At 71.7% G+C, this 25,779-nt stretch carries 27 protein-coding genes, 1 other RNA gene and 1 pseudogene; 15 read left to right on the top strand and 14 right to left on the bottom strand.

Translation table 11 applies throughout. The features are described 5' to 3' along the window. Positions 1-19 precede the first annotated feature (19 nt). Positions 20-1,450, top strand: coding sequence for an MFS transporter (locus SLINC_RS13900; RefSeq protein WP_067431616.1), 1,431 nt, complete (start codon positions 20-22; stop codon positions 1,448-1,450). A 66-nt stretch (positions 1,451-1,516) separates the two neighbouring features. Here SLINC_RS13900 and SLINC_RS13895 read toward each other — a convergent pair whose 3' ends face one another. Both SLINC_RS13895 and SLINC_RS13890 read right to left on the bottom strand, forming a co-directional pair. Beyond that, the gene (locus SLINC_RS13895) at positions 1,517-2,149 is read right to left on the bottom strand and encodes a response regulator transcription factor (RefSeq protein WP_067431613.1); all 633 of its coding nucleotides are present in this window, start codon (positions 2,147-2,149) and stop codon (positions 1,517-1,519) included. Positions 2,150-2,504: 355 nt separating this feature from the next. Then, on the bottom strand, positions 2,505-3,950 hold the full coding sequence (locus tag SLINC_RS13890) for a sensor histidine kinase (RefSeq protein WP_067445312.1): 1,446 nt from the start codon (positions 3,948-3,950) through the stop codon (positions 2,505-2,507). 255 nt (positions 3,951-4,205) lie between these two features. On the opposite strand from SLINC_RS13890, the gene SLINC_RS13885 reads away from it, so the two are divergent. Genes SLINC_RS13885 through SLINC_RS13875 form a run of 3 tightly spaced genes read left to right on the top strand, consistent with a single transcriptional unit; the run spans position 4,206 to position 7,137 of the window. Beyond that, positions 4,206-5,063 (top strand): MaoC/PaaZ C-terminal domain-containing protein, encoded by an 858-nt coding sequence (locus tag SLINC_RS13885; protein WP_067431610.1) that lies wholly within the window; start codon positions 4,206-4,208, stop codon positions 5,061-5,063. Between the two features lie 48 nt (positions 5,064-5,111). Further along, positions 5,112-6,188, top strand: coding sequence for a Zn-dependent alcohol dehydrogenase (locus SLINC_RS13880; protein ID WP_067431607.1), 1,077 nt, complete (start codon positions 5,112-5,114; stop codon positions 6,186-6,188). A 10-nt stretch (positions 6,189-6,198) separates the two neighbouring features. After that, the gene (locus SLINC_RS13875) at positions 6,199-7,137 is read left to right on the top strand and encodes a 3-oxoacyl-ACP reductase (protein ID WP_067431604.1); all 939 of its coding nucleotides are present in this window, start codon (positions 6,199-6,201) and stop codon (positions 7,135-7,137) included. Between the two features lie 77 nt (positions 7,138-7,214). Here the strand turns inward: SLINC_RS13875 and SLINC_RS48475 are convergent, their stop codons facing one another. Beyond that, the gene (locus SLINC_RS48475; protein WP_170068270.1) at positions 7,215-7,382 is read right to left on the bottom strand and encodes a hypothetical protein; all 168 of its coding nucleotides are present in this window, start codon (positions 7,380-7,382) and stop codon (positions 7,215-7,217) included. 97 nt (positions 7,383-7,479) lie between these two features. Next, positions 7,480-8,703 (bottom strand): hypothetical protein, encoded by a 1,224-nt coding sequence (locus tag SLINC_RS13870; RefSeq protein ID WP_067431601.1) that lies wholly within the window; start codon positions 8,701-8,703, stop codon positions 7,480-7,482. 188 nt (positions 8,704-8,891) lie between these two features. On the opposite strand from SLINC_RS13870, the gene SLINC_RS13865 reads away from it, so the two are divergent. Genes SLINC_RS13865 through SLINC_RS13855 form a run of 3 tightly spaced genes read left to right on the top strand, consistent with a single transcriptional unit; the run spans position 8,892 to position 11,715 of the window. Then, positions 8,892-9,749: a Nif3-like dinuclear metal center hexameric protein gene (locus SLINC_RS13865; RefSeq protein ID WP_067431598.1), complete on the top strand. Its 858-nt coding sequence runs from the start codon at positions 8,892-8,894 to the stop codon at positions 9,747-9,749. Continuing rightward, positions 9,746-10,489 carry a zinc ribbon domain-containing protein gene (locus SLINC_RS13860; protein ID WP_079164523.1) on the top strand — a complete coding sequence of 248 codons (744 nt, stop codon included), beginning with the start codon at positions 9,746-9,748 and terminating at the stop codon, positions 10,487-10,489. Before SLINC_RS13865 ends, SLINC_RS13860 begins: the two co-directional genes overlap by 4 nt. Before the next feature lie 11 nt (positions 10,490-10,500). Then, positions 10,501-11,715: a bifunctional RNase H/acid phosphatase gene (locus SLINC_RS13855; protein WP_067431591.1), complete on the top strand. Its 1,215-nt coding sequence runs from the start codon at positions 10,501-10,503 to the stop codon at positions 11,713-11,715. On the opposite strand, the gene SLINC_RS13850 is transcribed toward SLINC_RS13855, so the two are convergent. Next, positions 11,698-12,324: a bifunctional 4-hydroxy-2-oxoglutarate aldolase/2-dehydro-3-deoxy-phosphogluconate aldolase gene (locus SLINC_RS13850; protein ID WP_067431588.1), complete on the bottom strand. Its 627-nt coding sequence runs from the start codon at positions 12,322-12,324 to the stop codon at positions 11,698-11,700. The genes SLINC_RS13855 and SLINC_RS13850 overlap by 18 nt on opposite strands. Positions 12,325-12,457: 133 nt before the next feature. Then, a complete protein-coding gene (yaaA, locus tag SLINC_RS13845; RefSeq protein WP_067431586.1) occupies positions 12,458-13,240 on the bottom strand; it encodes a peroxide stress protein YaaA in 783 nt (260 codons plus the stop codon). A gap of 102 nt (positions 13,241-13,342) precedes the next feature. On the opposite strand from yaaA, the gene SLINC_RS13840 reads away from it, so the two are divergent. Next, positions 13,343-14,785 carry an RNB domain-containing ribonuclease gene (locus tag SLINC_RS13840; protein ID WP_067431583.1) on the top strand — a complete coding sequence of 481 codons (1,443 nt, stop codon included), beginning with the start codon at positions 13,343-13,345 and terminating at the stop codon, positions 14,783-14,785. On the opposite strand, the gene SLINC_RS13835 is transcribed toward SLINC_RS13840, so the two are convergent. Together SLINC_RS13835 and SLINC_RS13830 are read right to left on the bottom strand one after the other, a co-directional pair. Then, positions 14,727-15,311 carry a hypothetical protein gene (locus tag SLINC_RS13835; RefSeq protein WP_067445310.1) on the bottom strand — a complete coding sequence of 195 codons (585 nt, stop codon included), beginning with the start codon at positions 15,309-15,311 and terminating at the stop codon, positions 14,727-14,729. The two genes, SLINC_RS13840 and SLINC_RS13835, sit on opposite strands and share 59 nt — an antisense overlap. Before the next feature lie 35 nt (positions 15,312-15,346). Then, the gene (locus tag SLINC_RS13830) at positions 15,347-16,111 is read right to left on the bottom strand and encodes a MerR family transcriptional regulator (RefSeq protein ID WP_067431580.1); all 765 of its coding nucleotides are present in this window, start codon (positions 16,109-16,111) and stop codon (positions 15,347-15,349) included. Between the two features lie 181 nt (positions 16,112-16,292). Between SLINC_RS13830 and SLINC_RS13825 the strand changes: the two genes are divergently transcribed. From SLINC_RS13825 to rnpB, 3 genes and pseudogenes are all read left to right on the top strand, one after another. Then, entirely contained in the window at positions 16,293-17,117 is an 825-nt protein-coding gene (locus SLINC_RS13825) for an AraC family transcriptional regulator (RefSeq protein WP_067431577.1), read from the top strand. 19 nt (positions 17,118-17,136) lie between these two features. After that, positions 17,137-17,919, top strand: a pseudogene (locus SLINC_RS50410) (DMT family transporter); the annotation flags it as partial. Positions 17,920-18,052: 133 nt separating this feature from the next. Continuing rightward, positions 18,053-18,462: RNase P RNA component class A (gene rnpB / locus SLINC_RS13810), an RNA gene on the top strand. 265 nt (positions 18,463-18,727) lie between these two features. Here rnpB and SLINC_RS13805 read toward each other — a convergent pair. From SLINC_RS13805 to SLINC_RS13800, 3 genes are all read right to left on the bottom strand, one after another. Next, a complete protein-coding gene (locus tag SLINC_RS13805; RefSeq protein WP_067431568.1) occupies positions 18,728-19,039 on the bottom strand; it encodes a hypothetical protein in 312 nt (103 codons plus the stop codon). Beyond that, positions 19,039-19,185: a hypothetical protein gene (locus SLINC_RS45860; RefSeq protein WP_225988416.1), complete on the bottom strand. Its 147-nt coding sequence runs from the start codon at positions 19,183-19,185 to the stop codon at positions 19,039-19,041. The genes SLINC_RS13805 and SLINC_RS45860 overlap by 1 nt, the downstream gene beginning before the upstream one ends. Positions 19,186-19,321: 136 nt before the next feature. Beyond that, entirely contained in the window at positions 19,322-19,585 is a 264-nt protein-coding gene (locus tag SLINC_RS13800; protein WP_225988417.1) for a GntR family transcriptional regulator, read from the bottom strand. Between the two features lie 446 nt (positions 19,586-20,031). On the opposite strand from SLINC_RS13800, the gene SLINC_RS13795 reads away from it, so the two are divergent. Further along, positions 20,032-20,289, top strand: a complete 258-nt coding sequence (locus tag SLINC_RS13795) for a hypothetical protein (protein WP_067431562.1) — start codon at positions 20,032-20,034, stop codon at positions 20,287-20,289. A gap of 315 nt (positions 20,290-20,604) precedes the next feature. Continuing rightward, entirely contained in the window at positions 20,605-20,910 is a 306-nt protein-coding gene (locus SLINC_RS49280; RefSeq protein ID WP_220472923.1) for a DUF6247 family protein, read from the top strand. Between the two features lie 1,712 nt (positions 20,911-22,622). Here SLINC_RS49280 and SLINC_RS13775 read toward each other — a convergent pair. From SLINC_RS13775 to SLINC_RS47940, 3 genes are all read right to left on the bottom strand, one after another. Then, entirely contained in the window at positions 22,623-24,122 is a 1,500-nt protein-coding gene (locus SLINC_RS13775) for an FAD-dependent monooxygenase (RefSeq protein WP_067431553.1), read from the bottom strand. Between the two features lie 76 nt (positions 24,123-24,198). Continuing rightward, positions 24,199-24,486 (bottom strand): AfsA-related hotdog domain-containing protein, encoded by a 288-nt coding sequence (locus SLINC_RS47290; protein WP_067431550.1) that lies wholly within the window; start codon positions 24,484-24,486, stop codon positions 24,199-24,201. Positions 24,487-24,582: 96 nt separating this feature from the next. Next, on the bottom strand, positions 24,583-24,735 hold the full coding sequence (locus SLINC_RS47940) for a hypothetical protein (protein WP_159425336.1): 153 nt from the start codon (positions 24,733-24,735) through the stop codon (positions 24,583-24,585). A 108-nt stretch (positions 24,736-24,843) separates the two neighbouring features. Between SLINC_RS47940 and SLINC_RS13765 the strand changes: the two genes are divergently transcribed. Beyond that, the gene (locus SLINC_RS13765; RefSeq protein WP_067431547.1) at positions 24,844-25,272 is read left to right on the top strand and encodes an LLM class flavin-dependent oxidoreductase; all 429 of its coding nucleotides are present in this window, start codon (positions 24,844-24,846) and stop codon (positions 25,270-25,272) included. Between the two features lie 90 nt (positions 25,273-25,362). After that, complete coding sequence (locus SLINC_RS50405; protein ID WP_079165105.1) at positions 25,363-25,686, top strand: DUF1707 SHOCT-like domain-containing protein; 324 nt, start codon at positions 25,363-25,365, stop codon at positions 25,684-25,686. The last annotated feature ends 93 nt before the right edge of the window (positions 25,687-25,779 follow it).

The raw sequence follows: 25,779 nt of genomic DNA, 5'->3' as shown, positions 1-25,779 counted from the left end.
GACGAGCCGGATTGAGAGCATGACCACCATGCTGGAAGCCGCTGACACCGCCCGCGCGTCCCGTCTCCGCTCGGCTCCGCCCACCTGGCTGGTGGTGGCACTGACCTGCGCCGGACAGTTCCTCGTCGTCCTCGACGTGTCCGTGGTGAACGTGGCACTGCCGTCGATGCGGACCGACCTCGGCCTCGGTGACCAGGGACTTCAGTGGGTGGTGAACGCCTACGCCATCGCCTTCGCCGGCTTCATGCTCCTCGGCGGACGGGCCGGCGACCTCTACGGCCGCAAGCGGATGTTCCTGATAGGCCTCGGCATGTTCACGCTCGCCTCCCTCGGTGGCGGGCTCGCCCAGGACGGCTGGCAGCTGCTGCTCGCCCGCGCCGCGCAGGGTCTGGGCGCCGCGGTGCTCGCGCCCGCGACGCTGACCATCCTCACGGCCGCCGTCCCCGAGGGCGCCGCCCGCGCGCGGGCCATCGCGACCTGGACGGCCGTGGGCGCCGGCGGCGGGGCGGCCGGCGGACTCGTCGGCGGCGCCCTGGTGGACGTGCTGTCCTGGCGCTGGGTGCTGCTGATCAACGTGCCCGTCGGCGCCGTCGTCCTGCTCGGTGCCCTGCTGTGGCTGCCGGAGAGCCGTGCCGGGGACCGGCGCCACCTCGACCTGCCGGGCGCCCTGCTGGCCACGGCCGGCCTCGCCGTGCTGGCCTACGGCATCTCGCAGACCGAGGCCGCGGGCTGGACGGCCGCCGCCACCCTCGTCCCCCTGGTCCTGGGCCTCGTGCTGCTCGCCCTCTTCCTCGTCGTCGAATCCCGTACGGCGGCCCCGCTGATGCCGCTCGCACTGCTGAGGGTGCGGGCGGTGTCCTCGGCGAACGTGGCGATGTTCCTGAGCGGGTCCGTGATGTTCTGCATGTGGTTCTTCATGACCCTGTACGCCCAGAACGTGCTGGGCTACTCCCCGCTGGACGCCGGACTCGCCCTGGTGCCGAGCTCGCTCGCCGTGATCCTCGGCTCGAAGGTCGCCCCGCGGTGCATGCGGGCGGTGGGGCCCCGGGTCACGGCGGCCCTGGGGACGGCGGTGGCGGCCGTCGGGTTCGGCTGGCAGTCCACGCTGCGGGTGGACGCGCCCTATCTGACCGCGATCATGATCCCCGGGATCCTGATGATGCTCGGCGCCGGCCTCGCGACCACCCCCCTCGCCGCCCTGGCCATCTCCGGCGCGGCCCCGGGGGAGGCCGGTCTCGTCTCGGGCCTCGTCAACACCTCCCGCACGATGGGCGGTTCCCTCGGCCTCGCCGTCATGTCGACCATCGCCGCGGCCCGCACGGAGGGCAGCCACACGCCGGAGGCCCTCACCGAGGGGTACGCCCTGGTGTTCCGTACGGGTACGGGGGTGCTGCTCGGTGGGGCTGTGCTGATGCTGCTGTGGCTGCCCCGGAAGGTCCAGACGGCCTGAGGTGCGGGGAGGCTCTCGGGTGGCCCGTCAGGTGGACCGGCCCGTACGGCCGAATGAAGCGACGGTCTACAGCCAGCCCTGCCGCCGGGCCTCCCGCATCGCCTCCAGCCGGTTGCGAGTGCCCGTCTTGCCGATGGCGGAGGAGAGGTAGTTGCGGACGGTGGACTCGGAGAGGTGGAGCTTCACGGCGATGTCGGCGACGGTCGCGCCGTCGGCGGAGGCCTTCAGGGCGTCGCACTCGCGGGCGGTGAGGGGATTGGGGCCGGCGCTGAGCGCGGCGGCGGCCAGGGCCGGGTCGACCACGGTCTCGCCGGTCAGGACGCGGCGGATCGCGGCGGCCAGTTCCTCCACGGGGCCGTCCTTGACGAGGAAGCCCGCGGCGCCCGCCTCCATGGCCCGGCGCAGATAGCCGGGGCGGCCGAAGGTGGTGAGGATCAGCACCCGGCAGTCGGGGACCTGGTCGCGCAGTTCGGCGGCGGCGTCCAGGCCGCTCATGCCGGGCAGCTCGATGTCGAGGAGCGCCACGTCGGGGCGGTGAATCAGGGCCGTGTCCACGATCACGTCCCCGGCCGCCACCTGCGCCACGACCTCGATGTCCGCCTCCATGCCGAGCAGCAGCGCGAGGGCGCCGCGCATCATCCCCTGGTCCTCGGCGAGCAGGACCCTGATGGACTTGGCGGGCCGATGGTCCCGCGGCATCTCGTTCACGGCCCAAGCGTAGGGCGCGACCCCCCTACCGGCACCGCCGTGGCCTGCACGGACCGGTTCGGCCTCGGGGCGGTGGCGGCTCGTATTCACGGGGTCTGGCTTGGGCTGAGGGTTGCCGGTGCCTGTGGGTTCCGGCGTGGGCAGGGATCGTCCGCGTGCGCGAGTCCCGGACTGGGTCCGGGGTCGCCCGTATCCGTGGGTTTCGGCTCGCGCCCGGAGTGGCCCGCACCCGCCGGCCCCGCCCCGCGATCCGAGTGATCCGTACCTGCCGACCCCGCCCCGGCCCAACCCCGTCCCGACCCCACCCCGAACCCAACCCCGCCCCGGGCCCCCGCCCACGCCCGCCTCAACGAGCCGAGACATCCGCCCGCCGCACCGCCGCCGCCGTTCCCTCTGCCCCAGCCGTCCCCACCGGCTCCCACAGACCCCCCACCCCCGCAGACCGCGTCAACTCAGCCCCCTCCAAGGGAAGTTCCGCGCTCACCACGAAACCCACCTGCGGGCCGGGCCCGGCCGTGAGGGAGCCGCCGGCCGCGGCCAGGCGTTCCGTGAGGCCCCTGAGGCCGGTCCCATCGGCGCCCGCGTCGACGGCCCCCGGCCCCACCCCGTCGTCCGTCACCGTCAGCCGCACCCGCTCCGCCACCACCGCCACCCCGACCTCGCACCGGCTCGCCCCGCTGTGCCGGACGACGTTGGTGACGGCCTCGCGGACCACCCAGGCCAGCAGGGACTCGGTCTGGGCGGGGAGGGGGGTGCCCGACCGGTGGAGGGTGAGGTCGACGCCGGTCGCGGAGAGTGCGGAGCGGGCGCGGTCGAGTTCGGTGGTGAGGCTGCCCTCGCGGTAGCCGGTGACGGCCTCTCGGATCTCGGTGAGGGCCTGGCGGCCGACGGACTCGATGTCGGTGATCTGGCCGAGCGCCGCCGCCAGGTCGCGGTCGGCGAGCCGCCGGGCCGCCTCCGCCTTCACCACGATCACCGACATCGTGTGGCCGAGCAGATCGTGCAGATCGCGGGAGAACCGCAGCCGCTCCTTCTCGACCGCGCGGCGCGCCAACTCCTCACGGGCCGCCCGCAGTTCCCGTACCGCCTCGGACAGGGACAGGATCGCCGCGGTGACCATCGTCGAGATCCAGGTGGCGTACGCGGTGTCGAGGCCGCCCCAGCCGTCGCGGTTCACGGAGACCACCCCGGCCAGCACCGCCACGACCGTCCCCACCCAGCGCAGGTGCGGCATCCGCACCACCGCGCCCGTGGCGAGGCCGAGCAGCGGGAAGAGCAGCTGCCAGCTGCCGCCGTACCCGAAGGCCAGCCCGCAGGTCACCAGGCCCATCAGCACCAGCGCCAGCCGGGTCGAGACGGCCTCCCGCGCCCGGGGCACGAAGGAGCGGAAGGCCACGTAGACGTAGAGCGAGTTGAAGGTGAGCAGCCCCAGGCCGCCGATCCAGGGGTTCGGGGCGTCGCCCTGGAAGAGGTGGGAGAAGGCGCCCATCCCCAGCAGCAGCCACGGCAGCAGGGCGAAGCCGGACGGGGGCCCCACGCGCTCGGGCGTCCTCCCGGCCTTGCGAGCCGCCCGCCTCTGGGCCTTGCGCCGGTCCTTGTTCTCGGCGGTCTCGGCGTTCTCGTCGTTTTCAGCGTTCTCAGCGTTCGCGTCGCTCTCGTCGTAATACCGCCGCTGCTCCTGCGCATGCTCCTGCGCATGTTGATGAGCCAGCTGCCAGGCGTCCAGGCGGCACGAGACCGTGCGCAGCCAGGACCCGCTCCAAAACCCGCCCCTGTTCCTTCGCTCCGACATGCCCACGACGCTACGCACCCCGGAGCCCCCGCGGCAGATGCGGTTGTACGGCCTCCGGCAGGACAAATGTCACCCCCGGCCACCCGGGCGCCGCCACGGAACCTGACACCCTGTCAGGAGTCTTCACAACTGCCGAGCGCTGGGCTATACAGAGGTCGCCGGACTGGAACGCGTTCTAGATCGGCCCGTGACGACCTCGGTGCGGCCGACGGTGCGGACGGCCGTACCGAGGTCTCTGAACCCGCAGGGAGCCGCATGCCCATCGACGCAGCCAAGGCCCTCGCCGCCGAGCCCCGCTCCGGCGAGATCACCTGGGACCACAAGGACGTCCAGCTCTACCACCTCGGCATCGGCGCCGGCATCCCCGCGACCGATCCGGACGAGCTGCGCTACACCCTGGAGTCCCGGCTGCACGTGCTGCCCAGCTTCGCCACCGTCGCGGGCGCCGGTTCGCCCGGCGTGATCGGCGGCCTGTCCATGCCCGGCGTCGACGTCGACCTCGCCAAGGTCCTGCACGGCGGCCAGTCGCTCACCGTCCACCGCCCCCTGCCCGTGCAGGGCACCGCGACCGCCACCGCCCGGATCGCCGCCGTGTACGACAAGGGCAAGGCGGCCGTCCTGGTCATGCGCACCGAAGCCGCCGACGGCCAGGGCCCGTTGTGGACCAACGACGCCCAGATCTTCGTACGCGGGGAAGGCGGCTGGGGAGGCGACCGCGGCCCGTCCGCCCGCCTCGATCCGCCCGCCGGCGCACCCGACCGGACCGTAGAACGCCCGATCCGCGAGGACCAGGCCCTGCTCTACCGCCTCTCCGGCGACTGGAACCCGCTGCACGCCGACCCGGAGTTCGCCAAGCTCGCCGGCTTCGAGCGGCCCATCCTGCACGGGCTGTGCACCTACGGCAGCACGCTCAAGGCGGTCGTCGACACGCTGCTCGGCGGGGACGTGACCCGGGTGCGGTCGTACGCCACCCGGTTCGCCGGGGTCGTGTACCCGGGGGAGACCCTGCGGATCCGGATGTGGCACACACCGGAGGCGACCAGGGTCGCCGTGAGCGCGGTCGAGCGGGACGACGCGCCCGTCCTCGCCGACACCGTCGTCGAACACACCTGAGCCCACCCACAGTCGATCAGTCCACCCACAGTCGAGGGGAGCCGCACCATGCGCGCAGCCGTACTGCACGAGATCGGCCAGGACAAGCTGGAGATCCTCGACGACGTCGAGGCGGTGGGCTTCGGCCCCGGCAAGGTGCGGATCCGGGTACGGGCCACCGGGCTGTGCCACTCGGACCTGTCCGCGATGGGCGGCGTCCTGCCCCAGCCGGCGCCGTTCGTGCCCGGCCACGAGGGCGCGGGCGAGATCCTCGAAGTGGGGGACGGCGTCACCCACCTGAAGCCCGGCGACCGCGTGGTGGTGTGCTGGCTGCCCGCCTGCGGCACCTGCCCCGCCTGCAAGCGCGGCCAGACGGAACTCTGCCTGGCCGGGTTCATGAACGCGGGCACCCCCAACTTCAGGCGCCCCGGCGGTGACCTGTTCGGCTTCGCCGGGACCGGCACCTTCACCGAGGAGGTCGTCGTCGACGCCGGATGCGCCGTCCCGATACCCGACGACGTGCCCTTCGACATCGCCGCCCTCATCGGCTGCGGAGTGACCACCGGACTCGGCGCCGCCCTCAACACCGCGGACGTGGAGGCCGGTTCGTCCGTCGCCGTCATAGGCTGCGGAGGCGTCGGCATCTCCGTGATCCAGGGCGCGCGGCTCAGGGGAGCCGCCGAGATCGTCGCCGTCGACCCGGTCGGCTCCCGCCGCGAGTCCGCGCTGAAGTTCGGCGCGACGCGGGCGGTCTCGCCCGACGAACTGCCCGACGCCAAGCAGCAGATCACCGCCGGCGAGGGCTTCGACTACGTCTTCGAGGTCGTCGGCAAGTCCGCCACCGCCCGCACCGCCTACGACACCACCCGCCGCGGCGGCACCCTCGTGATCGTCGGCGCGGGCGCCATGGACGACAACCTCCAGCTCAACATGTTCGAGCTGTTCTTCGACGAGAAGCGCATCCTGCCCTCCTTCTACGGCGGTGGCGACGTCCTGCGCGCCTACGAGCGGACCATCGCCCTGTGGCGGGCCGGCCGCGTCGACCTGGCCGGACTGATCACGCACCGCGTGCCGCTGTCCGACATCAACGAGGCCCTCGACCAGATGCGCACGGGGACCTCGCTGCGCACCTGCATCGAGATCTGAGGGGACCCCGATGCCAAGGCCGTTGGAGGGACTCTGCGCGATCGTCACCGGCGCCGGACGCGGCCTCGGCCGTGCCGAGGCCCTGGAACTCGCCCGGCTCGGCGCGTCCGTCGTCGTCAACGACTACGGGCAGCCCGGCCGGGACGGCTCCGGCGAGGCCTCCGCGACACCCGCCGAACAGGTCGCCGCCGAGATCCGGGCGGCCGGCGGCAAGGCCGTCGCCCACACCGGTGACGTCGGCGACTTCCAGCAGGCGGGCGGACTCGTCGAGTCGGCGATCGCCGAGTACGGCAGGCTGGACGTCCTCGTCAACAACGCGGGCATCCTGCGCGACCGCATGGTCTTCTCCATGACCGAGGACGAGTGGGACGCCGTGATCCGCGTCCACCTCAAGGGGCACTTCAACACGACCCACTTCGCGGCCGCCCACTGGCGCGCCCGGTCCAAGGCCGCCCAGGCACCGGTGTACGGGCGGATCGTGAACACCTCCTCGGAGGCGTTCCTCGCCGGATCCGCCGGACAGCCCAACTACGCCGCCGCGAAGGGCGGGATCGTCGGCCTCACCACCTCCACCGCCCTCGCGCTGGCCAAGTACGGCGTCACCGCCAACGCGATCTGCCCGCGCGCCCGCACCCGTATGACCGAGGACGTCTTCGCCGGCCTCGAACGCCCCGAGGACGGGCTCGACCCCCTCGCCCCCGAGCATGTCGCCCCCCTCGTCGGCTATCTGGCCTCACCCGCCGCCGCCCGGGTCAACGGCCAGCTGATCGTCGTCCACGGAGGCATGGTCGCGATCGTCGAACAGCCGCGTGTGCGGGCGAAGTTCGACAGCGTGCAGGACACCTTCACCTACGACGAGCTGGACGCGGTGCTCACCGCGCACTACGCGGGGCGGCCGGCCGGGGAGACGTTCGCGGCGGCCGACGTACTGGGGCTGAAGAGGGAGTAGGCACGGACAGTCCACACGGCGGCAGGCACGGAAACGGCCCCGTCCCCTCGGGCGAGGGGCGGGGCCGTATCGTTTGCTCAGGCCGCCGATTCGGCCTGTTCGGCCGCCTGGTGGCCCGACTGCTTGCGGTGCCGGCCGCGGGGGGCCGACTCACTGTCGTGGACCGAGACCGGACCCCGGTGCCGGCCGTGGCCGGTGGACTCCTGGACGTCGGCAACCGGCTGGTTCCTGCTGGCGTCACTCATCGGTTGAAACTCACCCCGTCAACATGATCTTTCTTACAGCCGGGCGAGTTTAACCGGCGCCCCGGGGGCCGAATCCAGGCGACAACCCCAACCGGCACTAGTTCGTTACAAGATTCCCCAGAGGCGCCTGTTGCAAGGGCACAGGGCGTGGCGCGACGGGCGCCGGAGGACCCGGTTTCGGTGGCTCGGCCACGGCCGGGGACGAGGCCCCCGACACCGCCCGTACGGCCGTACCACCGTCCCGTTCCGGATCCTCCGGGCCCGCGTCCCCCGAGCCCCCCGCCTTCCCCGTCTCCCCCGAAGGCGCCTCCACCCGCGCCACCGCGCACGGCAACTCGGCCGTGGCGTACGGCAGATGGAGCACCCCGTCCTCGGTCCACAGCCCGGCGCCCGCCAACCACCCCTCGGGCGCCGGGAGATGGCGCATCCGCCGCTCGGCGGGCCGCCACACACCGACCCAGCCGCCGAGCGGCCCGTCGATCCGCAGCGCCACCGCGCAGCTCTCCGGCATCAGCACCTGCCCCGGCTGGACGGCGAACGGCGTGACCGTGCAGCCGGGCGCCCGCAGACACTCCGGGAAACGGACCGGCAGCGTGCTGCCCAGCACACCCCAGCCCAGCCGCTCCTCACCCGGCGACGGCGCGTCCGAGCGGATCAGCAGCAGCCCGCTGTCCGGGTCGGCGAGCAGCAGCCGGTCGTCGCTCTCGGCGGCGATCTGGAGGAGGGGCGAGACCTCACCGGCCCGCTCCAGATCCACCACGACCGTCTTGGTCCGGCCGCCGGCCTCCCGGTCCAACGCCAGCATCCGGCCCGTACGGTCCAGCCACACCCCGCCCGAGCAGCGGCCCGGAATCTGCGCGACATGCTCGGGCCCGAAGGCGCCGCCCGCCACCAGCCACACCGCGCTGGAGTGCCGGCCCACGGCGAGGGCGTACGCCTTCTCCCCGCCCGGCGCGGGCGGCAGCAGCCGCAGCCGGTCGCCCTCCTCGGGGCACTCGACCGCGCCGAGCGGCAGCTCGCCCGTGGCCGGGCCGGTCGGGTACAGCAGCGAGAAGGCGTGCCGCCCGTCCGTCAGCCGCCGGATGAGCACCCGCCCGTCGCCCATCGGCTGCACCTCCGTACCGGGCTCCTCCGGCTGGTTGCCGGGCAGCGGCACCGCGTACGGCTCGGGGCCGTCCAGTGTCCAGCGCTCCGGGAAGAGGCAGTCGCCGTCCCGGGCGAGGCGCGCGGCGTAGGAACCGTCGACTGTGATCGCGCACCCCGATGCCGGGGACCCGCCGTCCTCGTCCGCCGCCGCCGGCTCGATCGCACAGGCCGTCATCGTTCGGTCACCTCCGGCAACGACGCTAGTTTTCGTACGCACGGACGGGGGACCGGCGGGCTCTCCCTTCACACAAAGGGGTGGCCCAGGAACGATTCGCCTGAGGAAGCCGGGGCGACTGTGCTGGGCGGGGCGACCGCCGCCGGGACAGGTTCAACGGGGCAGAACAGGCAGGTAGCCTGTCCTGCGTGCCCCGTCTGTCTGAAGTCATCACCGCGCTGGAGAACCTGTGGCCCGCCGAACGGGCCGAGTCCTGGGACGCGGTCGGCACCGTCGTGGGCGACCCCGGCCAGGAGGTCGGCCGGGTCCTGTTCGCCGTCGACCCGGTCCAGGAGATCGTCGACGAGGCGGTGAAGCTGGGCGCCGACCTGCTCGTCACCCACCACCCCCTCTATCTGCGCGGTACGACGACGGTGGCGGCCTCCACCTTCAAGGGCCGCGTCGTGCACACCCTCATCAAGAACGACATCGCGCTGCACGTCGCCCACACCAACGCCGACACCGCCGACCCCGGGGTCAGCGACGCGCTGGCCGGGGCGCTGGACCTGCGGGTGGTGGGCCCGCTCGTGCCGGACCCGACGGACCCCGCCGGGCGTCGGGGCCTCGGGCGGGTGTGCGAGCTGGACCATCCGCTGCCCCTGCGGGAGTTCGCCCGCAAGGCCGCCGAGCGCCTGCCCGCCACCGCGCAGGGCATCCGCGTCGCCGGCGACCCCGAGGCGACGGTCCGCACCGTCGCCGTCAGCGGCGGCTCCGGCGACAGCCTGTTCGACCAGGTCCGCGCCGCCGGCGTCGACGCCTTCCTCACCGCGGACCTGCGCCACCACCCGGCCTCCGAAGCGGTGGCCCACAGTCCCCTCGCGCTGCTCGACGCGGCGCACTGGGCCACCGAGTGGCCCTGGTGCGAGCTGGCCGCAGCCCAGCTCGACGAGATCTCCGACCGGAAGGGATGGGGCCTCAGGGTCCACGTCTCGAAGACGGTCACCGACCCCTGGACCGCCCACGCGGCGTCCGCCGACACCTCTAGCTCACCGGGAGCCCCCAACTGAACGCCGCGCCCGCCGACCAGATCCGCCTTCTCGACGTCCAGGCCCTCGACGTCCGCCTCCAGCAGCTCGCGCACCGGCGCAGGTCGCTGCCCGAGCACGCCGAGATCGAGTCGCTGACCAAGGATCTGACGCAACTGCGCGACCTCCTGGTGGCCGCGCAGACCGAGGAGAGCGACACCACCCGCGAGCAGACCAAGGCCGAGCAGGACGTGGACCAGGTGCGCCAGCGTGCCGCCCGCGACCAGCAGCGCCTGGACTCCGGTGCCGCCACCTCCCCGAAGGACCTGGAGAACCTCCAGCGCGAGATCGCCTCCCTCGCCAAGCGGCAGGGCGACCTGGAGGACATCGTCCTGGAGGTCATGGAGCGCATCGAGTCCGTCCAGGAGCGCGTCGCCGAGCTCACCGAGCGGGTCGGCTCCGTCGAGGCGAAGATCGGTGACGCGACCGCCCGCCGGGACGCGGCCGTCGAGGAGATCGACGCCGAGGTCGCCACGGTCACCAAGGAGCGCGAGGTCATCGCCGGCGTCATCCCCGCCGACCTGCTCAAGCTCTACGAGAAGCTCCGCGAGCAGCAGGGCGGCGTCGGCGCGGCCAAGCTGTACCAGCGCACCTGCCAGGGCTGCCGCCAGGAGCTCGCCATCACCGACTTCAACGAGATCCGCGCGGCCGCGCCCGACACCGTCGTACGGTGCGAGAACTGCCGCCGCATCCTGGTCCGTACGTCCGACTCCGGTCTGTAGGGGCTGCTGCGGTGCGGGAGTTCATCGTCGAGGCCGACGGCGGGTCGCGGGGCAACCCCGGGCCCGCGGGCTACGGATCCGTGGTGCTCGACGCGGCGACGGGCCAGACCCTGGCCGAGGCCGCCGAGTACATCGGCATCGCCACGAACAACGTGGCCGAGTACCGGGGGCTGCTGGCCGGTCTCCGCGCCGCCCACGCCCTCGACCCCACCGCCCGCGTCCACGTCCGCATGGACTCCAAGCTCGTCGTCGAGCAGATGTCCGGCCGCTGGAAGATCAAACACCCCGACATGAAGCCCCTGGCCCTGGAAGCGGCCGCGGTCCTCCCGCCCGCCCAGGTCACCTACGAGTGGATCCCCCGGGAGCGGAACAAGCACGCGGACCGGCTGGCCAACGAGGCCATGGACGCGGGCAAGCGGGGGGAGCAGTGGTCGGCGGCGGCTTCCACGGCGGAGCTGGACACGCTTGCCGAGCCCTCGGCCCCTTCTTCCCGCCGCGAAGAGGCGGAGCCCCTGGAGGGCGAAGCCGCCAGGGCCGACGCCGACGTCCGGGCCGCGCGGACCGTCTCGTCCCCCGGGTGGTCGGGGGCCGCCGACATGGGGGCGCCGGCGACCTTCGTGCTGTTGCGGCACGGGGAGACGCCGCTGACGCCACAGAAGCGGTTCTCGGGGAGCGGGGGGACGGATCCGTCGCTCTCCGGGGTCGGACGGGAGCAGGCCGAGCGGGCCGCCGTATCGCTGGCACGGCGGGGCACGATCCAGCACATCGTCGCCTCCCCCCTCGCCCGGACGCGCGAGACCGCCGCCGCGGTCGCCGCCCGGCTCGGTATCGAGGTGAGCGTCGACGAGGGCCTGCGCGAGACGGACTTCGGTGCCTGGGAGGGGCTCACCTTCGGTGAGGTCCGCGAGCGGTACCCGGACGACCTGACCAAGTGGCTCTCCGACCCGGAGGCCGAACCCACCGGCGGCGGCGAGAGCTTCGCGGCGACCGCCACCCGGATCGCCGCCACCCGCGACAAACTGGTCGCCGCGTACGCGGGCCGCACGGTCCTGCTCGTCACGCACGTCACCCCGATCAAGACGTTCGTACGACTCGCCCTCGGCGCCCCGCCCGAGTCCCTGTTCCGCATGGAACTCTCGGCGGCCTCGATGTCGGTGGTGGCGTACTACGCCGACGGCAACGCGAGCGTCCGGCTCCTCAACGACACCTCACACCTGCGTCCGTAGTCCGGCCGCCTCCCGCGCCAGCGCCTCCACCCGGTCCCAGTCCCGCGCCGCGAGCGCGTCCGGCGGGAGCATCCAGGTCCCGCCCACGCAGCCGACGTTGGGCAGCGCCAGGTACTCGGGCGCGTTCCCCGGACCGATCCCGCCCGTCGGACAGAACCGCGCCTGCGGCAACGGCCCCGCGAGCGACTTCAGGTACGCCGTGCCGCCCGCCGCCTGGGCCGGGAAGAACTTCATCTCCCGCACCCCGCGCTCCAGCAGCGCCACGACCTCCGAGGTCGTCGACACCCCCGGCAGGAACGGCACCCCGGACGCCCGCATCGCCTCCAGCAGGACGTCCGTCCAGCCCGGACTGACCAGGAACCGCGCCCCGGCCGCCACCGACTCCTCCACGTGCGCGGGCGTGAGCACGGTGCCCGCCCCGACCACGGCGTCCGGCACCCCGTCGGCGATCTCGCGGATCGCGTCCAGCGCGGCCGGTGTCCGCAGCGTCACCTCGATCGCGGGCAGCCCGCCCGCCACGAGCGCCCGCGCGAGCGGTACGGCGTCGGCGGCGTCCTCGATGACGACCACGGGCACGACGGGGGCGAGGTCCAGCAGGGATGAGGCCATGGCCCTCATCCTGCCCAGTGCACGCGCCCTGCGCAAAGGTCATTGCATCCTGTGCAATGAGTGTCGGTGGGTGTGCAGTGGATGGGTCGGTGGGTACGCAGTGGATGGGTGCAGTGGGTATGCAACGGACGGGTCAGTGGATCTCGTCCACCAGCACGTCCAGCGACCACGCCCGCCCCGCCCTGGCGGGCGCCTCCACCTCCACGACGTACCCGAGATCCCGCAGGGCCTCCACCAGCTCCGCCGGCCCCTTCGGAGCGACCCCGGCCGACAGCAGAGCGCGCACGATCCGCCCCTTCGTCGCCTTGTTGAAGTGGCTGACCACCTTCCGCGTCGGCGCGTGCAGCACCCGCACACCCGCCGTCCGCCCGGCGATCTCACCCTTCGGCTTCCAGGCCGCCGCGTACGCCGAGGACCGCAGATCCAGCACCAGCCCGCCGCCCGCCACCTCGGGAAGCACCGACGCCATCGCCGTACGCCAGTGACCGCCCAACGCGCCGAGCCCCGGCAGCCTCACCCCCATCGAGCAGCGGTACGAGGGGATCCGGTCCGTGACCCGGACGGCACCCCACAACCCCGAGAAGACCAGCAGCGACCGGGCGGCACGCCTCTTCGCGGCGGCGTCCAGGGAGGACAGACCGAGAGCGTCGTAGAGCACACCGGTGTAGATCTCCCCGGCGGGCCGCGCCCCGGCCGTCCGCAGCTCCGTGTTCTTCGCGACCTCGCCCCGCAGCCCCTCGCTCAGCCCCAGCACCTCGCACGCCTTCTCCTCGTCCGCTACGCACAGCTCGACCAGCTCGTCGAGGACGGCGGCACGGGCGTCGGCGAGCCCCGGCAGCGACAGCGACTCCGGTTTCAGCGGGGCGCCACGGCCGGAGGACGCCTTGCCTTCGGAGGGCGGCAGCAGGACGAGCACGGGTGGTTCTCCTTCTGTAGAGCTGTGCGGTAGAGCTGTGCGGTAGAGCTTTGCGACAGCGTACGGCGTGCTCCGCGGTGCGCCCGGTCCTACGCTCGCTACATGCCCCGTCGTCCCATCCGCGTGACCGACGCCCCCCTGCGGGCCGCCCTCACCGCGCTGCGCACCGAACTCGGTGTGCCGGACACCTACCCGCCCGAGGCGGTGGCGGAGGCCGCGCGGACTCCCGTACTGCCGGAGCACGACGCCACCGACATCCCCCTGTTCACCATCGACCCGCCCACCTCCACCGACCTCGACCAGGCGATGCACCTGTCCCGGCGGAACGGCGGCTACCGCGTGCGGTACGCGATCGCCGACGTCGCCGCCTTCGTCGTACCCGGATCGGCACTGGACGCGGAGACCCACCGGCGCGTGATGACCCTGTACTTCCCGGACGAGAAGGTCCCGCTGCACCCCGAGGCGATCGGCGAGGGCGCCGCAAGCCTGCTGCCCGGCCGGGTGCGTCCGGCGGCGCTGTGGACGATCGACCTCGACGGCGACGGCCGTACCGTCGCCGCCGACGTCCGCCGGGCCCTCGTCCGCAGCCGGGCCAAGCTGGACTACGCGGGAGTGCAGCGCCTTGTCGACGGAGGGACCGCCGAGGAACCCCTCGCGCTGCTCGCTGAGGTGGGCCGGCTGCGGGAGGCGCTGGAGGTCGAGAGGGGCGGGATCTCTTTGAACGTCCCCGAGCAGGAGATCGTCCGGCGGGACGGGCGAGGCGGGCGGGACGGGACGTACGAGCTGACGTACCGCGCCCCGCTGCCCGCCGAGGGCTGGAACGCGCAGATCTCCCTGCTGACCGGGATGGCGGCGGCGGACCTGATGATCGAGTACGGCACGGGCGTGCTCCGCACGCTCCCCGCCGCTCCGGACGGCGCCGTCGGTCGCCTGCGCCGTACCGCGCACGCCCTGCGCGTCGACTGGCCGCACCATGTGTCGTACGCCGCGCTGGTGCGGTCGTTGGACCCGAGGGTCCCCCGGCACGCGGCCTTCCTCCAGGAGTGCACGACCCTCCTGCGGGGTGCCGGCTACACGGTCTTCCGCGACGGCGTCCTGCCGGACATCACCACGCACGCCGCCGTCGCCGCGCCCTACGCCCACTGCACGGCCCCGCTGCGCCGCCTGGTCGACCGGTATGCCTCGGAGATCTGCCTCACGGCGGTGGCCGGATCGGCGCTGCCCGAGTGGGTGTCGGCCGCGCTCGACGCGCTGCCCCCGGAGATGAGGGAGGGCGGACGCCGCGCCTCCGCCGCGGAACGCGAGTGCGTCGACCTCGTCGAGGCGGCGCTGCTCAAGGACCGGGTGGGGGAGGTGTTCGACGGCTGCGTGGTGGAGCTGGAGGAGCGCCGGCCGACGGTCGGTGTGGTGCAGCTGGAGTCCCCGGCGGTGATCGGCCGGGTCGAGGGGGAGGGGCTACGGCTGGGGGAGCGGCTGCGGGTGCGGCTCACGCGGGCAGATCCGGGACCGGAGAGGCGAGCGGCCGTGCGCTTCGCGCCTGCCTGATGGCGAGGACCAGGGCGTCGGGGTCGTCCGCGTGGAACCGGACCAGCTGGATCCGCCGAGGGCGTCCCAGGAACGTCAAGTGGGCGGTCGGCTCAGTCAGTTCGAGGGTGACGGAGGTCTGGGCGCCCATGGCGAGGTCGAGTTCGCCGTCCTTGCGCGTGTGCGTGGCGCGCAGTTCCCGCCGTACGGACGCGATCCGCTCCAGTGGTATCCGCAGATCCACGTGCACGGCCCGGCGGATCCGCAGCGCGCCCGGCTCCAGCACATGGGGCCGTACGACGTTCGACGCGTGCAGCCCGATGACGAAGACGATGGTGTACACGTCCAGCACGAACACCACGGCGTGCACGACCGGCAGATCCTTCAGCAGCACCGACATCGTCACCGTCTCGACCAGGCACACGAACGCGAACCCGAACATCATGGCGCCCTGCCCCCGGGCGTACCCGAAGGCCCGTCCGGTGCCGGTTCCGGTTCCGGTTCCGTGACTGCGCCGGGTGACCCACAGGGCGAGACTCACCAGCATCCGCAGCTCGTAGCGGGCCAGGATCAGTACCGTCTTCACGGGGCTCCTCCCTCTGGTCGCTGTTCCGCGAGGATGCGCAGGGTGCGGCGGATCGCCTCGGCCTGGGCGGGGGCGAAGTCGGCGTAGAAGGCGCGCAGGAAACTGCCGTCGGGGTCGACGGCGGCGGTGGGCAGCAGTTCCCCGGGCAGACAGTCGACGAGGGCCCGCGCCGCCTCGCCCACGCGGGGGTCGTCCGGGTCGGCGTCGACGAGGGCGTCGAGCAGCGCGTACGCCGTCCGGGCCCGCTCCGCCCCACCGGGCGTGGCGAAGGTGGCACCCATCAGGCCGATCAGCTCCTCCCGGGCCTCCGGGGACGCGGTCGTGTCGAGCATCGCGAGGATCTCGCGGTCCTTGACGGCCATGGGGGAGTCGGCCACGGGCCCCACCTCGCTGAACAGCGCCGCGAGCTCGGGCGAGACGGGGGCCTCGGCGGACAGCTCCTCGCTGTCGAGCAGCGCGCGCAACCGCTCCCGCCGCCGACGAATGGCGTCCTCCTGCCGGGCCAGATCCTCGTCCAGCTCGGTCAGCACCTCGACCAGGTCCTTCCCGGCGTCCTCGGCCAGCACGTCCCGCACCTCGGCGAGCCCCAGCCCCAACTCCGTCAGCCGCCGGATCCGCGCCAGCACCACGGCATGCCTGAGCGTGTAGTCCCGATAGCCGTTCCCCAGCCGCTCCGGCTCCGGCAACAGCCCCAGATGGTGGTAATGCCGCACCGTCCGCGTGGTGACACCGACGACGCCGGCGAGTTCTCCGATCCGCATGGGACCAGTAGAGAGGTTGACGTTGCGGCAGGGTCAAGGGACGGGGCGGGGCGTTCCGTGGGGAGTCGTGCCGTGGCGGCCGTGGAGGGCTTGGACACCTTGGGTCGCGGACTTTCTCTGAGCGGCCCGGCGTTGCACCCTGGGGACGCCGGACAGGTACGGGCACGGGGGGCGTGGGCGCATGGAACAGGCACTGTGGACCAGAGCGCGGCTCGGCCGCTGCGGCCCCCCGCTCGACCTCCTCACGGCCCGCTTCGACAAGCACGTCTACGCCCCGCACGCCCACGAGGAGTTCACGATCGGGGTGTGTGTCGGCGGCTCGGAGGTCATCGCCTACCGGGGCGGCCACATCCGCACGGGCCCCGGTTCGATAGTCGTCCTGGCCCCCGGCGAGATGCACACGGGCGGCCCGGGCACCTCCACCGACGGCTACGCCTACCGAGCCCTGTACGCGATGCCCACCCTCCTCACCGAGGGAACCGCCGACTTCACCCTCCCGCACTTCCGCGAGCCACTCCTCGACGACCCGGAACTGGCCGCGTCCCTCCTCTCCGCCCACTCCCGACTCAGCGCCTGCCCCGACCCGTTGGAGACGGAGTCCCGCCTGCCTTGGTTGTTGGCGGCCCTGTCCTGCCGCCACTCCACGTCCCGCGCGGCGAACTCCGTGATCCCCGGCGCCGACGGAATCGCCCGAGCGGTACGCGACCGCCTGGCCGACGAGCTGCTGGACCCCCCGTCCCTCGCCGACCTGGCCACCGACCTCGGCCTCTCCCGCTACCAACTCCTCCGTGTCTTCCGTACGACGATGGGGGTGCCGCCGTACGCCTGGCTGGCCCAGTACCGGGTCGGGCGGGCCCGCAGCCTGCTGGACTCGGGCCACCGCCCGGCCGAGGTGGCGGGCCTGGTGGGCTTCGCCGACCAGGCGCACCTGACGCGCTGGTTCCGCCGCGTCATGGGGGTGACCCCGGCGGCGTACCGCAACAGCGTTCAAGACAGTCACCGGTGAGGCCGCTGAAACTGCCCGTATGACTGCACGCGGCTGGTTCCTGTTCTCCCTGATGGCAGTGGTCTGGGGCATCCCCTACCTGATGATCAAGGTGGCGGTGGACGCCCCGCTGTCCCCGTCCTTCGTGGTGTTCACCCGCTGCGTCCTGGGCGCGGCGCTTTTGCTCCCCTTCGCGCTGCGCCAGCCAGGCCTGCCGCAGGCGATCCGCACGTACTGGAAGCCCATGCTGGCCTTCGCGTGCATAGAGATCATCGGCCCCTGGTACACGCTGACGGACGCCGAACGCCACCTCTCCAGCTCCACGGCGGGCCTGCTCATCGCGGGCGTACCGATCGTGGGAGTGGCGCTGGCCCGCTTCTTCGGCGACACGGAGAGGCTGGGCGTGAGGCGGCTGACGGGACTGGGCCTGGGCCTGGCCGGAGTGGCGGTCCTGACCGTGCCGCACCTGACGGGCGGGGACGCGAAGTCGCTGGCGGAGGTGCTGGTGACGGTCCTGGGCTACGCGACGGCGCCCTTGATCGCCGCGAGGTGGCTGAAGGACGTCCCGTCCCTCCACCTCACGGTCCCCTGCCTGGCGTTGGCGGCACTGGTGTACGCCCCTGCGGCGGCGCTGACCTGGCCGTCCTCGATGCCGTCCGGCCAGGTGCTGGCGGCACTGGCCGGCCTGGGTGTCGTGTGCACCGCACTCGCCTTCGTGGCGTTCCTGGAACTGATCAAGGAGGTCGGCCCCACCCGGGCGACGGTCTTCACGTACGTCAACCCGGCGGTCGCGGTGGCGGCGGGCGCGATCTTCCTGGACGAATCGCTGACGCTGGGCATCAGCCTGGCCTTCACTCTCATCCTGGCGGGCTCGGTCCTGGCCACGGCCGGCCCGGCCCAGGTGACCGCGGAACCGGCCTGCCCCGATCGCCCGGTAACATGGTCCACACGGCAGACGAGCCGGGCGGACGGCCGCGTGGAATCCCCCTAGGGACTCCCCGAGGAACGTCCGGGCTCCACAGGGCAGGGTGATGGCTAACGGCCACCCGGGGTGACCCGCGGGACAGTGCCACAGAAAACAAACCGCCCGGCGCTTCGGCACCGGGTAAGGGTGAAACGGCGGTGTAAGAGACCACCAGTGCCCAGGGCGACCTGAGCAGCTAGGTAAACCCCACCCGGAGCAAGGTCAAAAGGAGCCGTGCTGTAACAGGCGCGGCTCTGCGCGGACGATCGAGGGCTGCCCGCCCGAGTCCGCGGGTAGACCGCACGAGGCCGGCGGCAACGCCGGCCCTAGATGGATGGCCGTCTCCCTGGCCGCCGCGAGGTGGTTGGGTGACAGAACCCGGCGTACAGCCCGACTCGTCTGCCGCACTCGCGGTTTTGCCTTGAGGAGGGCCTTTGGTTTGGCTCCCTGTGGCCGACCGGGTGGCCACAGTGGACGGTGCCGTCAACGCGAGCGAGAAAGTCGTCATCTCCGAGCTCCGAAGTCGCTGCCGCCGAGTCTGACGCCGTCATGGGCTACCTTCCACAATGGCGACCCGACACGTCAGTTGTGGCCTGCTGGCAGTCTCGCGGTTTGCTGCGGAGGTTCGCGCATGTGCAGCGAACCGAGTGCGACGGTGGCGGTGGGCCTAGCCGCCCACGGCCCATCGCGCTCCTGCGACCATGCCCAACAGCAGAGCTGGAAGTATCCACCACCACGGCATGGCCCTCCGCACCGAAGGCACAAGCCACAGCGCCGCCGCGGTCCCGGCGGCCACGATGGTGACGACGCACGACAGAACGATTCCGGCGTACGCGTCGTCGTCCCAGGTGCCGGACGGCGTGATGGTCAGTGCCGTCCAGCAGAAGTACGCGGCAATGAGGGTGAGCAGGGTGAGGGGTACAGCGAGGACCACACGGAGGCAGCCGCGGTCGTCGTCCACGTGGGAAGGGCTGGCCATCAGCGCAGTGCGTTCCTTGCCTCGTCCAGATTGTTCGCAAACCCACGCCCGTAGGCCTGAGCGTCGTCGGTCTCCCAGTACGGCCCGCCGTTGTAACGCGCGGCGAGTTCCTGGTACTGGGCCGGTGTCATCTCCTCGGCCGGCACATCGGCGAACTCACTCTCCGCCTTGAGCTGGGCCAGGTACTCCGAAGCGATGAAGCGACCTGGTCATCAAGCAGATGGAGTACTTCGCGAACGAGTGGTCGGCCGAGGGCGCTTCGGGCAACTGAGTGTGCTTCGGCTACGCGGAGGGTTGGGGGGTTTCTGGGGAGGGCGGGAGGGGGTCGACTACAAAGGTCCCCAGTCCGACCTCGCCGCGCGTCCAGCCCTCTTCCCGTACAAACCGCATGGCCTTCGCTGCTGTCGCGTTCACCACGCTGAACTCCTGGGCGATTTCGAGAGTGGAGGGCACGCGGCTGCCCGGCGGATACGTGCCGTCCTTGATGCGCCCGATGATCTCCGCCGCAATCTGCCGCCACAGCGGACGCGTGCGATCTAGTTCCATGGGTTCAGCGTGGGTGACCATGGCATTCTGCGCATCCGTGGTTATCTGTGGTTATCCACGGTATGTTTGCCTCAGACGCAGAGCGGCCCCGATGGGAAGCGGCTACTTCCTCACCGGGGCCTGAGCCGACTGAGTAGGAGTCGACCTATGCGCAGCCTACTGGCCGCGATCCTGAGCCTCTTCCTGCCTCCTGGCGGAGCGCGTCGCGCCGCCTGTACCCCTACAGACTTTCCATCCCTGTTGGCGTGCCAGCCCTCTCCCGAGCGCCGGATGCGCCTGCATTCCGTAGATGTCATCTCCGCCGATGGCCTCCCTCTCGTCCGGCCCTACCTCACCGCATGGGAACGCGAGCGTGACGAACAAGATCGCAGGCGCCTCCAGCGGGACCGGCGTCAAGCAGCCGTCCTCGCGACCCTGGGGCAGGACTACACCCCGGCGGAGGTTGCATGAGTGCGGGGTGTTTCCGCAGCATCGGTGTCGATCCGGCCACTGGCAAGGAGGCCTTCGTGGTCGCGGAGCCTGGCGGTTTCCTTGAGGGGCTGGCCGACGTGCACGCCCTCAAGGCCGCTGCCGTCCTGGTGGCGGTCGTCGGTGCCGTACTTGAGGTAGGCGAGGCGTCGGATGCCGAACTCGCCGCCTTCGTACCGTCGTTGCATGCGGCGCTCGGAGAATGCGTCGGAATCATGACAGCCGACAGAACCTGACGCTGTAAGGCGTCGTCCGGCCCGTGGTGCCGGTGTCGGGTGCGATCTTGTTGGCGGAGGTGCCAAGGCCTCACGGAGGCAAGATCGCACCCGGCGTGCGCGGCGGCCCCACCAGTGCTCATTCCCAGCCCAGCACGGATCCCACCGGCCGACAGGCGACCAGGCGTGCTCGGATCGCGCCCGTGAGTTGATCCGGCCGTCGATCCGACGCGGTGCGGGTACCGTCTAGAACGAAGCCATACCCACCCTCGAACCGGGAGCACGACCGTGACCGCACTGCACGCGCAGCCGCAGCCCGGTGAGCCGCTCATTCCCATGCCCGCCCTGACCCCCGACGCCTTGCGTGCCGCCGTTGAGGAGCTCACGCCGAGCCGTATGCCGGCGTTCGTCCGTGATCTCGTCGACGCGACCACCAGTGCGCAGCGGGCCCAGTCCCTTGCGCCGCTGCGGACCTTCGTCCATACGTGGGGCGTGTTCGTCGCGATCCAGCGTTACCCCTCACGAGCCGCTCGCCTGCGGCACCTGGAGGACGTGGTGAGCGGCGGGGTGGAGGATCCAGCAGGTGCCATCGCCGAGATAAGGAAGATCCACGCGGAGGCGGAGGCCGAGGCCGGACTGTGACCGACTGGAAGTGGGACTACAACCCGGGCGAGGAGTACCTGACCGCCGGGCTTCCCATCGGCGTTGTCGCAGAGGTGGAGCGTATCGCCACCGAACTTGCCGCGCTGGGCCGTGACGCCGAGACGGCAGGGAGCAGACCCGAGGACAAACCCGGCGGCCTGAGGAACTTCCCGATCTTCGGCGGGCGTGGCTTCATCCAGTTTCTCGCTGTGCCCCGGCACGAGTGTGTCTACATCTGCAGCGTCGTGTGGCATGGGTGACGGCACCGTGAGGGGAGGGGCGTCCAGCCATGCCGTTAACTCATGGGTAAGGCCGTAATCGATCGAGCTCATGGCGGCGACCTGGATCAGCCAGGCGGCGTTCGCCAAGGTCGTCGGATTGTTTCCTGACAAACTGTCGAAATCTCTGAGTAGCCCCCACAGGTTCACCTCGTATGACCTCGCCAGGATCGCGGTTTTCGGCCACAGCACGGTCGACTGGCTGTCGACCGATCGCGATTGTGTTGACGGTACGAGCATCAGGCACTCAGGCCGGGCGCCTGTCAGTCCGGGAAGTCGAGGGCCTCCTGACCGGGCCCAGGGGTGCGTCGGGATTTCCGGGGTGACTTCGGTTCCTTTGTTGCGTAGGCCGGGACAGGGAGGATGGTCCGTCAGCACCGCCAGCGCCTTGCCCATCAGAGAGTGCCGTTTACCTAGTCGGATCGCGACATCAGGGAGGGAGAGCTTGCCCAGATCGATACGATCGAGGCGGGCCAGCAGGATGGCAAAGGTCAGGGTCTGGCTGTAATGGTCCGCGAACTCCTCTGGACGAGCATCTGGAAAGAGCAGATCCTTCCAGTTCCCGGCCAGGATCGAGAACGCTGCATCGGCCTCTCCGCTTTCCTCGCGGGTGAGACGTTCGGTGACCTCATCGCGCAGCAGGGCGCAGATTCCCGCGATGCGCTTGACCAGTTCGTCGATGCTGCCGTGGGTGAGGGGCGTCGGCATGAAGAAGTGCGTGAGGGCGCGCTCGAATCCGTTGTCCTCGACGACGAGTTGCCGACTACCGGTTTCGAGATCTCCAACGAGGTGCCCGGTAGGGCCGACTTGCTCGCCGAATCGGTAGACCGCCCACTTGTATCCGTCGGTGTACAGCACGTTGTGGAGGGCCTTGATCTTCTCCCACTGCTTTCGATCGTGGCTCTTCGCAGACCACTTCTCTGGGTCGACCCCCCCTGCCCGGCTGCTTTAGTTCGACGTGCCCAATGGTCCTCCCGCCGCAGCTGATGGCGAAGTCAGGCCGAATCCTGAGTTTCTTCACGCGGGTCTGACCGTGGGCGATGAGTTTGAGGCGTTGTCGCAAGGCCATGCCGCGCAGTAGGTGTTCCACCGGTGCGGTGAGGCTCTCCTCCTTGCTGCTGTCTGCCCCGGCGGGGCCTTGCCGCTTGGCCCTGACCTCCTGCCCGAACTGCGCGACGAGGTCCGCGACCGATCCAGTGGTGCCCTTTCCCGTCCAGACGTCCCCTCGTGACATCCGCCCCCCAAGGCTGCACCCACGCAGGTGATCAGACCCATACAGAATGCCCATGACATAGCAAGTGGCAAACCCTGGTACGTATAGGCCGATGTCATGATCACCCGGCTGAGATCTCGCAGCCGCTCGACGCCGGGTCCCGCTCTCCCTTCTCGCACCGCGCAGCTGTCCCCGGCGTACACCCCGACCCGTCCGCCGTTCTACCGAGGATCCCCGAACCACATGCTCAGAGCCTCCGCCGGATCGCCCCCGTCCGAGCCCCAGCCGATGTAGCCGTCGGGGCGGATCAGCAGGGCGTCGCAGGGGAGGTCCGTGTCGGGGGATAGGCGGAGGGTGTGGATGACGTGGGACCAGGGGGTGGAGACGGCGGTCAGGTGGGAGGCTGCGTCGGGGCGGAGCAGCAGCAGGGGGCGGCCCTCGTGCAGCAGGTCGATGAGGTCCGTGGGGGAGGAGCCGACGGTGAACGGGCGGTTGGTCAGGAAGTGGCCCTCCCAGGGCGATGGTTGGAGCGAGTGGGGTGGGTAGACCGTGTCCTGGGCGCTGATCATGCCGCTGATCAGGGTGTGGGCGTCTGTCGTGGTGAGGATGGTGGTGAAGAGGGAGCGCAGGGCGTCTGCTTCGGGGCCGGGGCGCATCAGGGAGAGCTGGGCGTGGGTGTTCTCGATCAGGCGGAGGGCGATGGGGCGGCGTTCGTAGTCGTAGGTGTCGAGGAGGCCCTTGCCGGCGGTGCCGCGGACGGTGTGGGCCAGTTTCCAGGCGAGGTTGAGGGCGTCCAGCAGGCCCGTGCTGAGGCCCTGGCCGCCGATGGGGAAGTGGACGTGGGCCGCGTCGCCGGCCAGGAAGATCCGGTCCTGGCGGAAGCGCCGGGCGAGGCGGGTGAAGTCGCTGAAGCGGGTGAGGCTGGTGATGTCGGACAGTTCGACCTCGTGTCCGGCTATCCAGGACACCTCGCTCCGGAACTCCTCCGGCGTGACCGGGGCGCGGCGGTCGGGGTGGGCCTGTGTGCAGTTGAGTGTGCGGACGAGGCGGCGGCCGTCGGCCTCCGGTCTGCTGACGATCCAGCCGCGTGGCGTGCGGTGCCAGCCCGGTGGCGGCGCGTCCGGCGCGGTCAGTCTCGCCTGTCCCATCAGGGCCGAGACGGTCGCGGGCCAGGTCTCCGCGGAGAAGCCGTTCTGCTCGCGGACCACGCTGCGGGCGCCGTCGGCTCCGACCAGGTATGCCGCCCGTACCGTTCGGACCCCGTCGGGTCCCTCGGCGAGGACGTGGACACCGTGCGGTGTCTGGCCTGTCTCCTTGACGGAGTGTCCGCGCAGGATCCGGGCGCCGCGCGCCCGTGCCACCGTTTCGAAGCGCTCCTCCAGATCGGCCTGGGGCAGCTTCCGCAGCGGCGCGGGTTCGGTGCCGGGGGACGTGACCGACAGCTCGGTGATGCCGGCGAAGTGGAAGGGGGCTTTCCGGCGGGTGTCGTCCGAGGCGTCGGCGGCGCCTCGGCGCCTCGCCTCCTCCAGGTAGCCTCGCCTTGCCAGCGATTGCACGGTGCGGGCGTGCAGGGTGTTGGCCTTCGGCTCGGTGTCGATTGTCGTTCGGCTCTCCAGTACGACCGTGTCGACGCCGTAGTGGGCCAGTTCCGCCGCGAGCAGCATGCCGACCGGCCCGCCGCCGGCGATGACGACATCCGCCTGTGCGGTCGCGCGTTCCATCAGGGCCCCCCAAGTCGATGCCGCACAGGGCGTGTTCCGAACCTGTGCGGCACTGCACTCTACGGACGGGCCGGGTTCAGGGGCGCCGGGCGGCGGGCCCGTCCATGCGTACCAGGGAGCTGAAGACCTGCTCGCCGTCCTGGTGGCCGACGACCCGTACGCCGTCGGTCACCGGCGTCGCCTCGATCCAGCACGGGGTGTCGAACTCGACGTACCGGTCGAAGGTGTTCTCCATGGAGAGGGGGTACGGGGTGCCGTCGCCGGGTGTGACCGCCGCGGCCGCCTGGCGGGCCGCCTCCAGGAGGACCATGCCCGGGACGTGGTCGTCGGGGCGGTCGAAGAGGAGGGGGTGGCTGGTGTCCACGCGCAGTTGCCAGCGTCCGGACGCGTCCCCCGGGGGCCGGGGCCAGTACGACGTCGAAGGCGGAGCTGCGGCCGACCGAGGCCGGAGACAGCGGCGTCACGGCCGCTCCCGCCACCCCGCCGCCCGCGGCCGTCCCCGCCACCCCGCACCCGCGCCGGCGGCCGCCGGTGGGGCCAGTGCCGCCGATGCCGCCGTACCGGCGAACAGGGCCACCGCCCCACGTCTGCTCAGTTGGTCGTCGTTGGTCATCAGGTCCTCCAGTGGTCCGGGCGGATGCGGGATCACCCTGGACCGCGGACCCCCGGGCGGGGCATCACGTGACCTCGCGATACCGCTTCGGGATACCGGAAAGGCGTGATGCTCTACACCGACACGTTCCGGGAGCACCACGGCGAGGACGCGCACCACCGCATCGCCCTGAGCGCCCCGCTCTACGTCGCCGAGACGGACGCGGCGGCCCACCGGATCGCCGAGCCGCTGTACCGCGAGTACCTCTCCGTCTGGACCCAGGCCGCCTCCTCCTGGAAGGACACCCGGCCGAGCCAGTACGCCGGATACGAGGCCAAGGGCCGCACGGACGCCCGTGAACTGCGCGGATTCGACGTCCGCCGGCAGGGCACCGCGGTGATCGGCCTGCCGGAGTCGGTCGTGGAGCAGATCCACGCCCTGCGCGAGAGCTACGGCGTCGACACCTTCCTGTGGAACGTCGACTTCGGCGGCGTCGACCTGGCCGACATGGAGCCGAGTCTGCGGCTCTTCGTGGACAAGGTGCTGCCCAGACTGTGAACGACCATCGCGGGGGCGGCGTCGGATCCGCCCCGGATGGGATTGCGGGTGTGAACGAGCCCAGGGACGCCCAGGGACGCCCAGCTCCGCATCAGCCACGATGACCGGGACCACACCCTGGAGGCGCTCACCGAGCACAGCCGTGAGGGTCGGCTGCTCATCGATGAGTACGGCGACCGGGTCACCGCTCTCGACGGGGCCCGCACGCGCCCGGATCTGCTGGCGCTCTTCGACGACCTGCCCGAACCGCGCCCGCGCTTCACGGAAGCACCGCAGGCGACGGCACCGGGTGCCACCGTCGCCGTACCGCCGGAGCCCGGCGGCGCGCTGCCGGAACCCCACCGCCCACCGCCCACCGCCCGCAGACACCACACCAACGCCTCCCCCGCCTCAGCGTCCCGGTCGGCGCCGTAACGACGGCAGTGCTCACCCCCACCACCGTTGACCGATTCCCCATGTTCCTCGTCCCGCCCGTGACCTACGCCGTGGAGTCGGCCCTGCGCGGCG

Origin of the sequence: Streptomyces lincolnensis (assembly GCF_001685355.1) — a bacterium.
GTDB classification, from domain to species: domain Bacteria; phylum Actinomycetota; class Actinomycetes; order Streptomycetales; family Streptomycetaceae; genus Streptomyces; species Streptomyces lincolnensis.
This window is presented reverse-complemented; position numbering and strand designations above follow the sequence as displayed.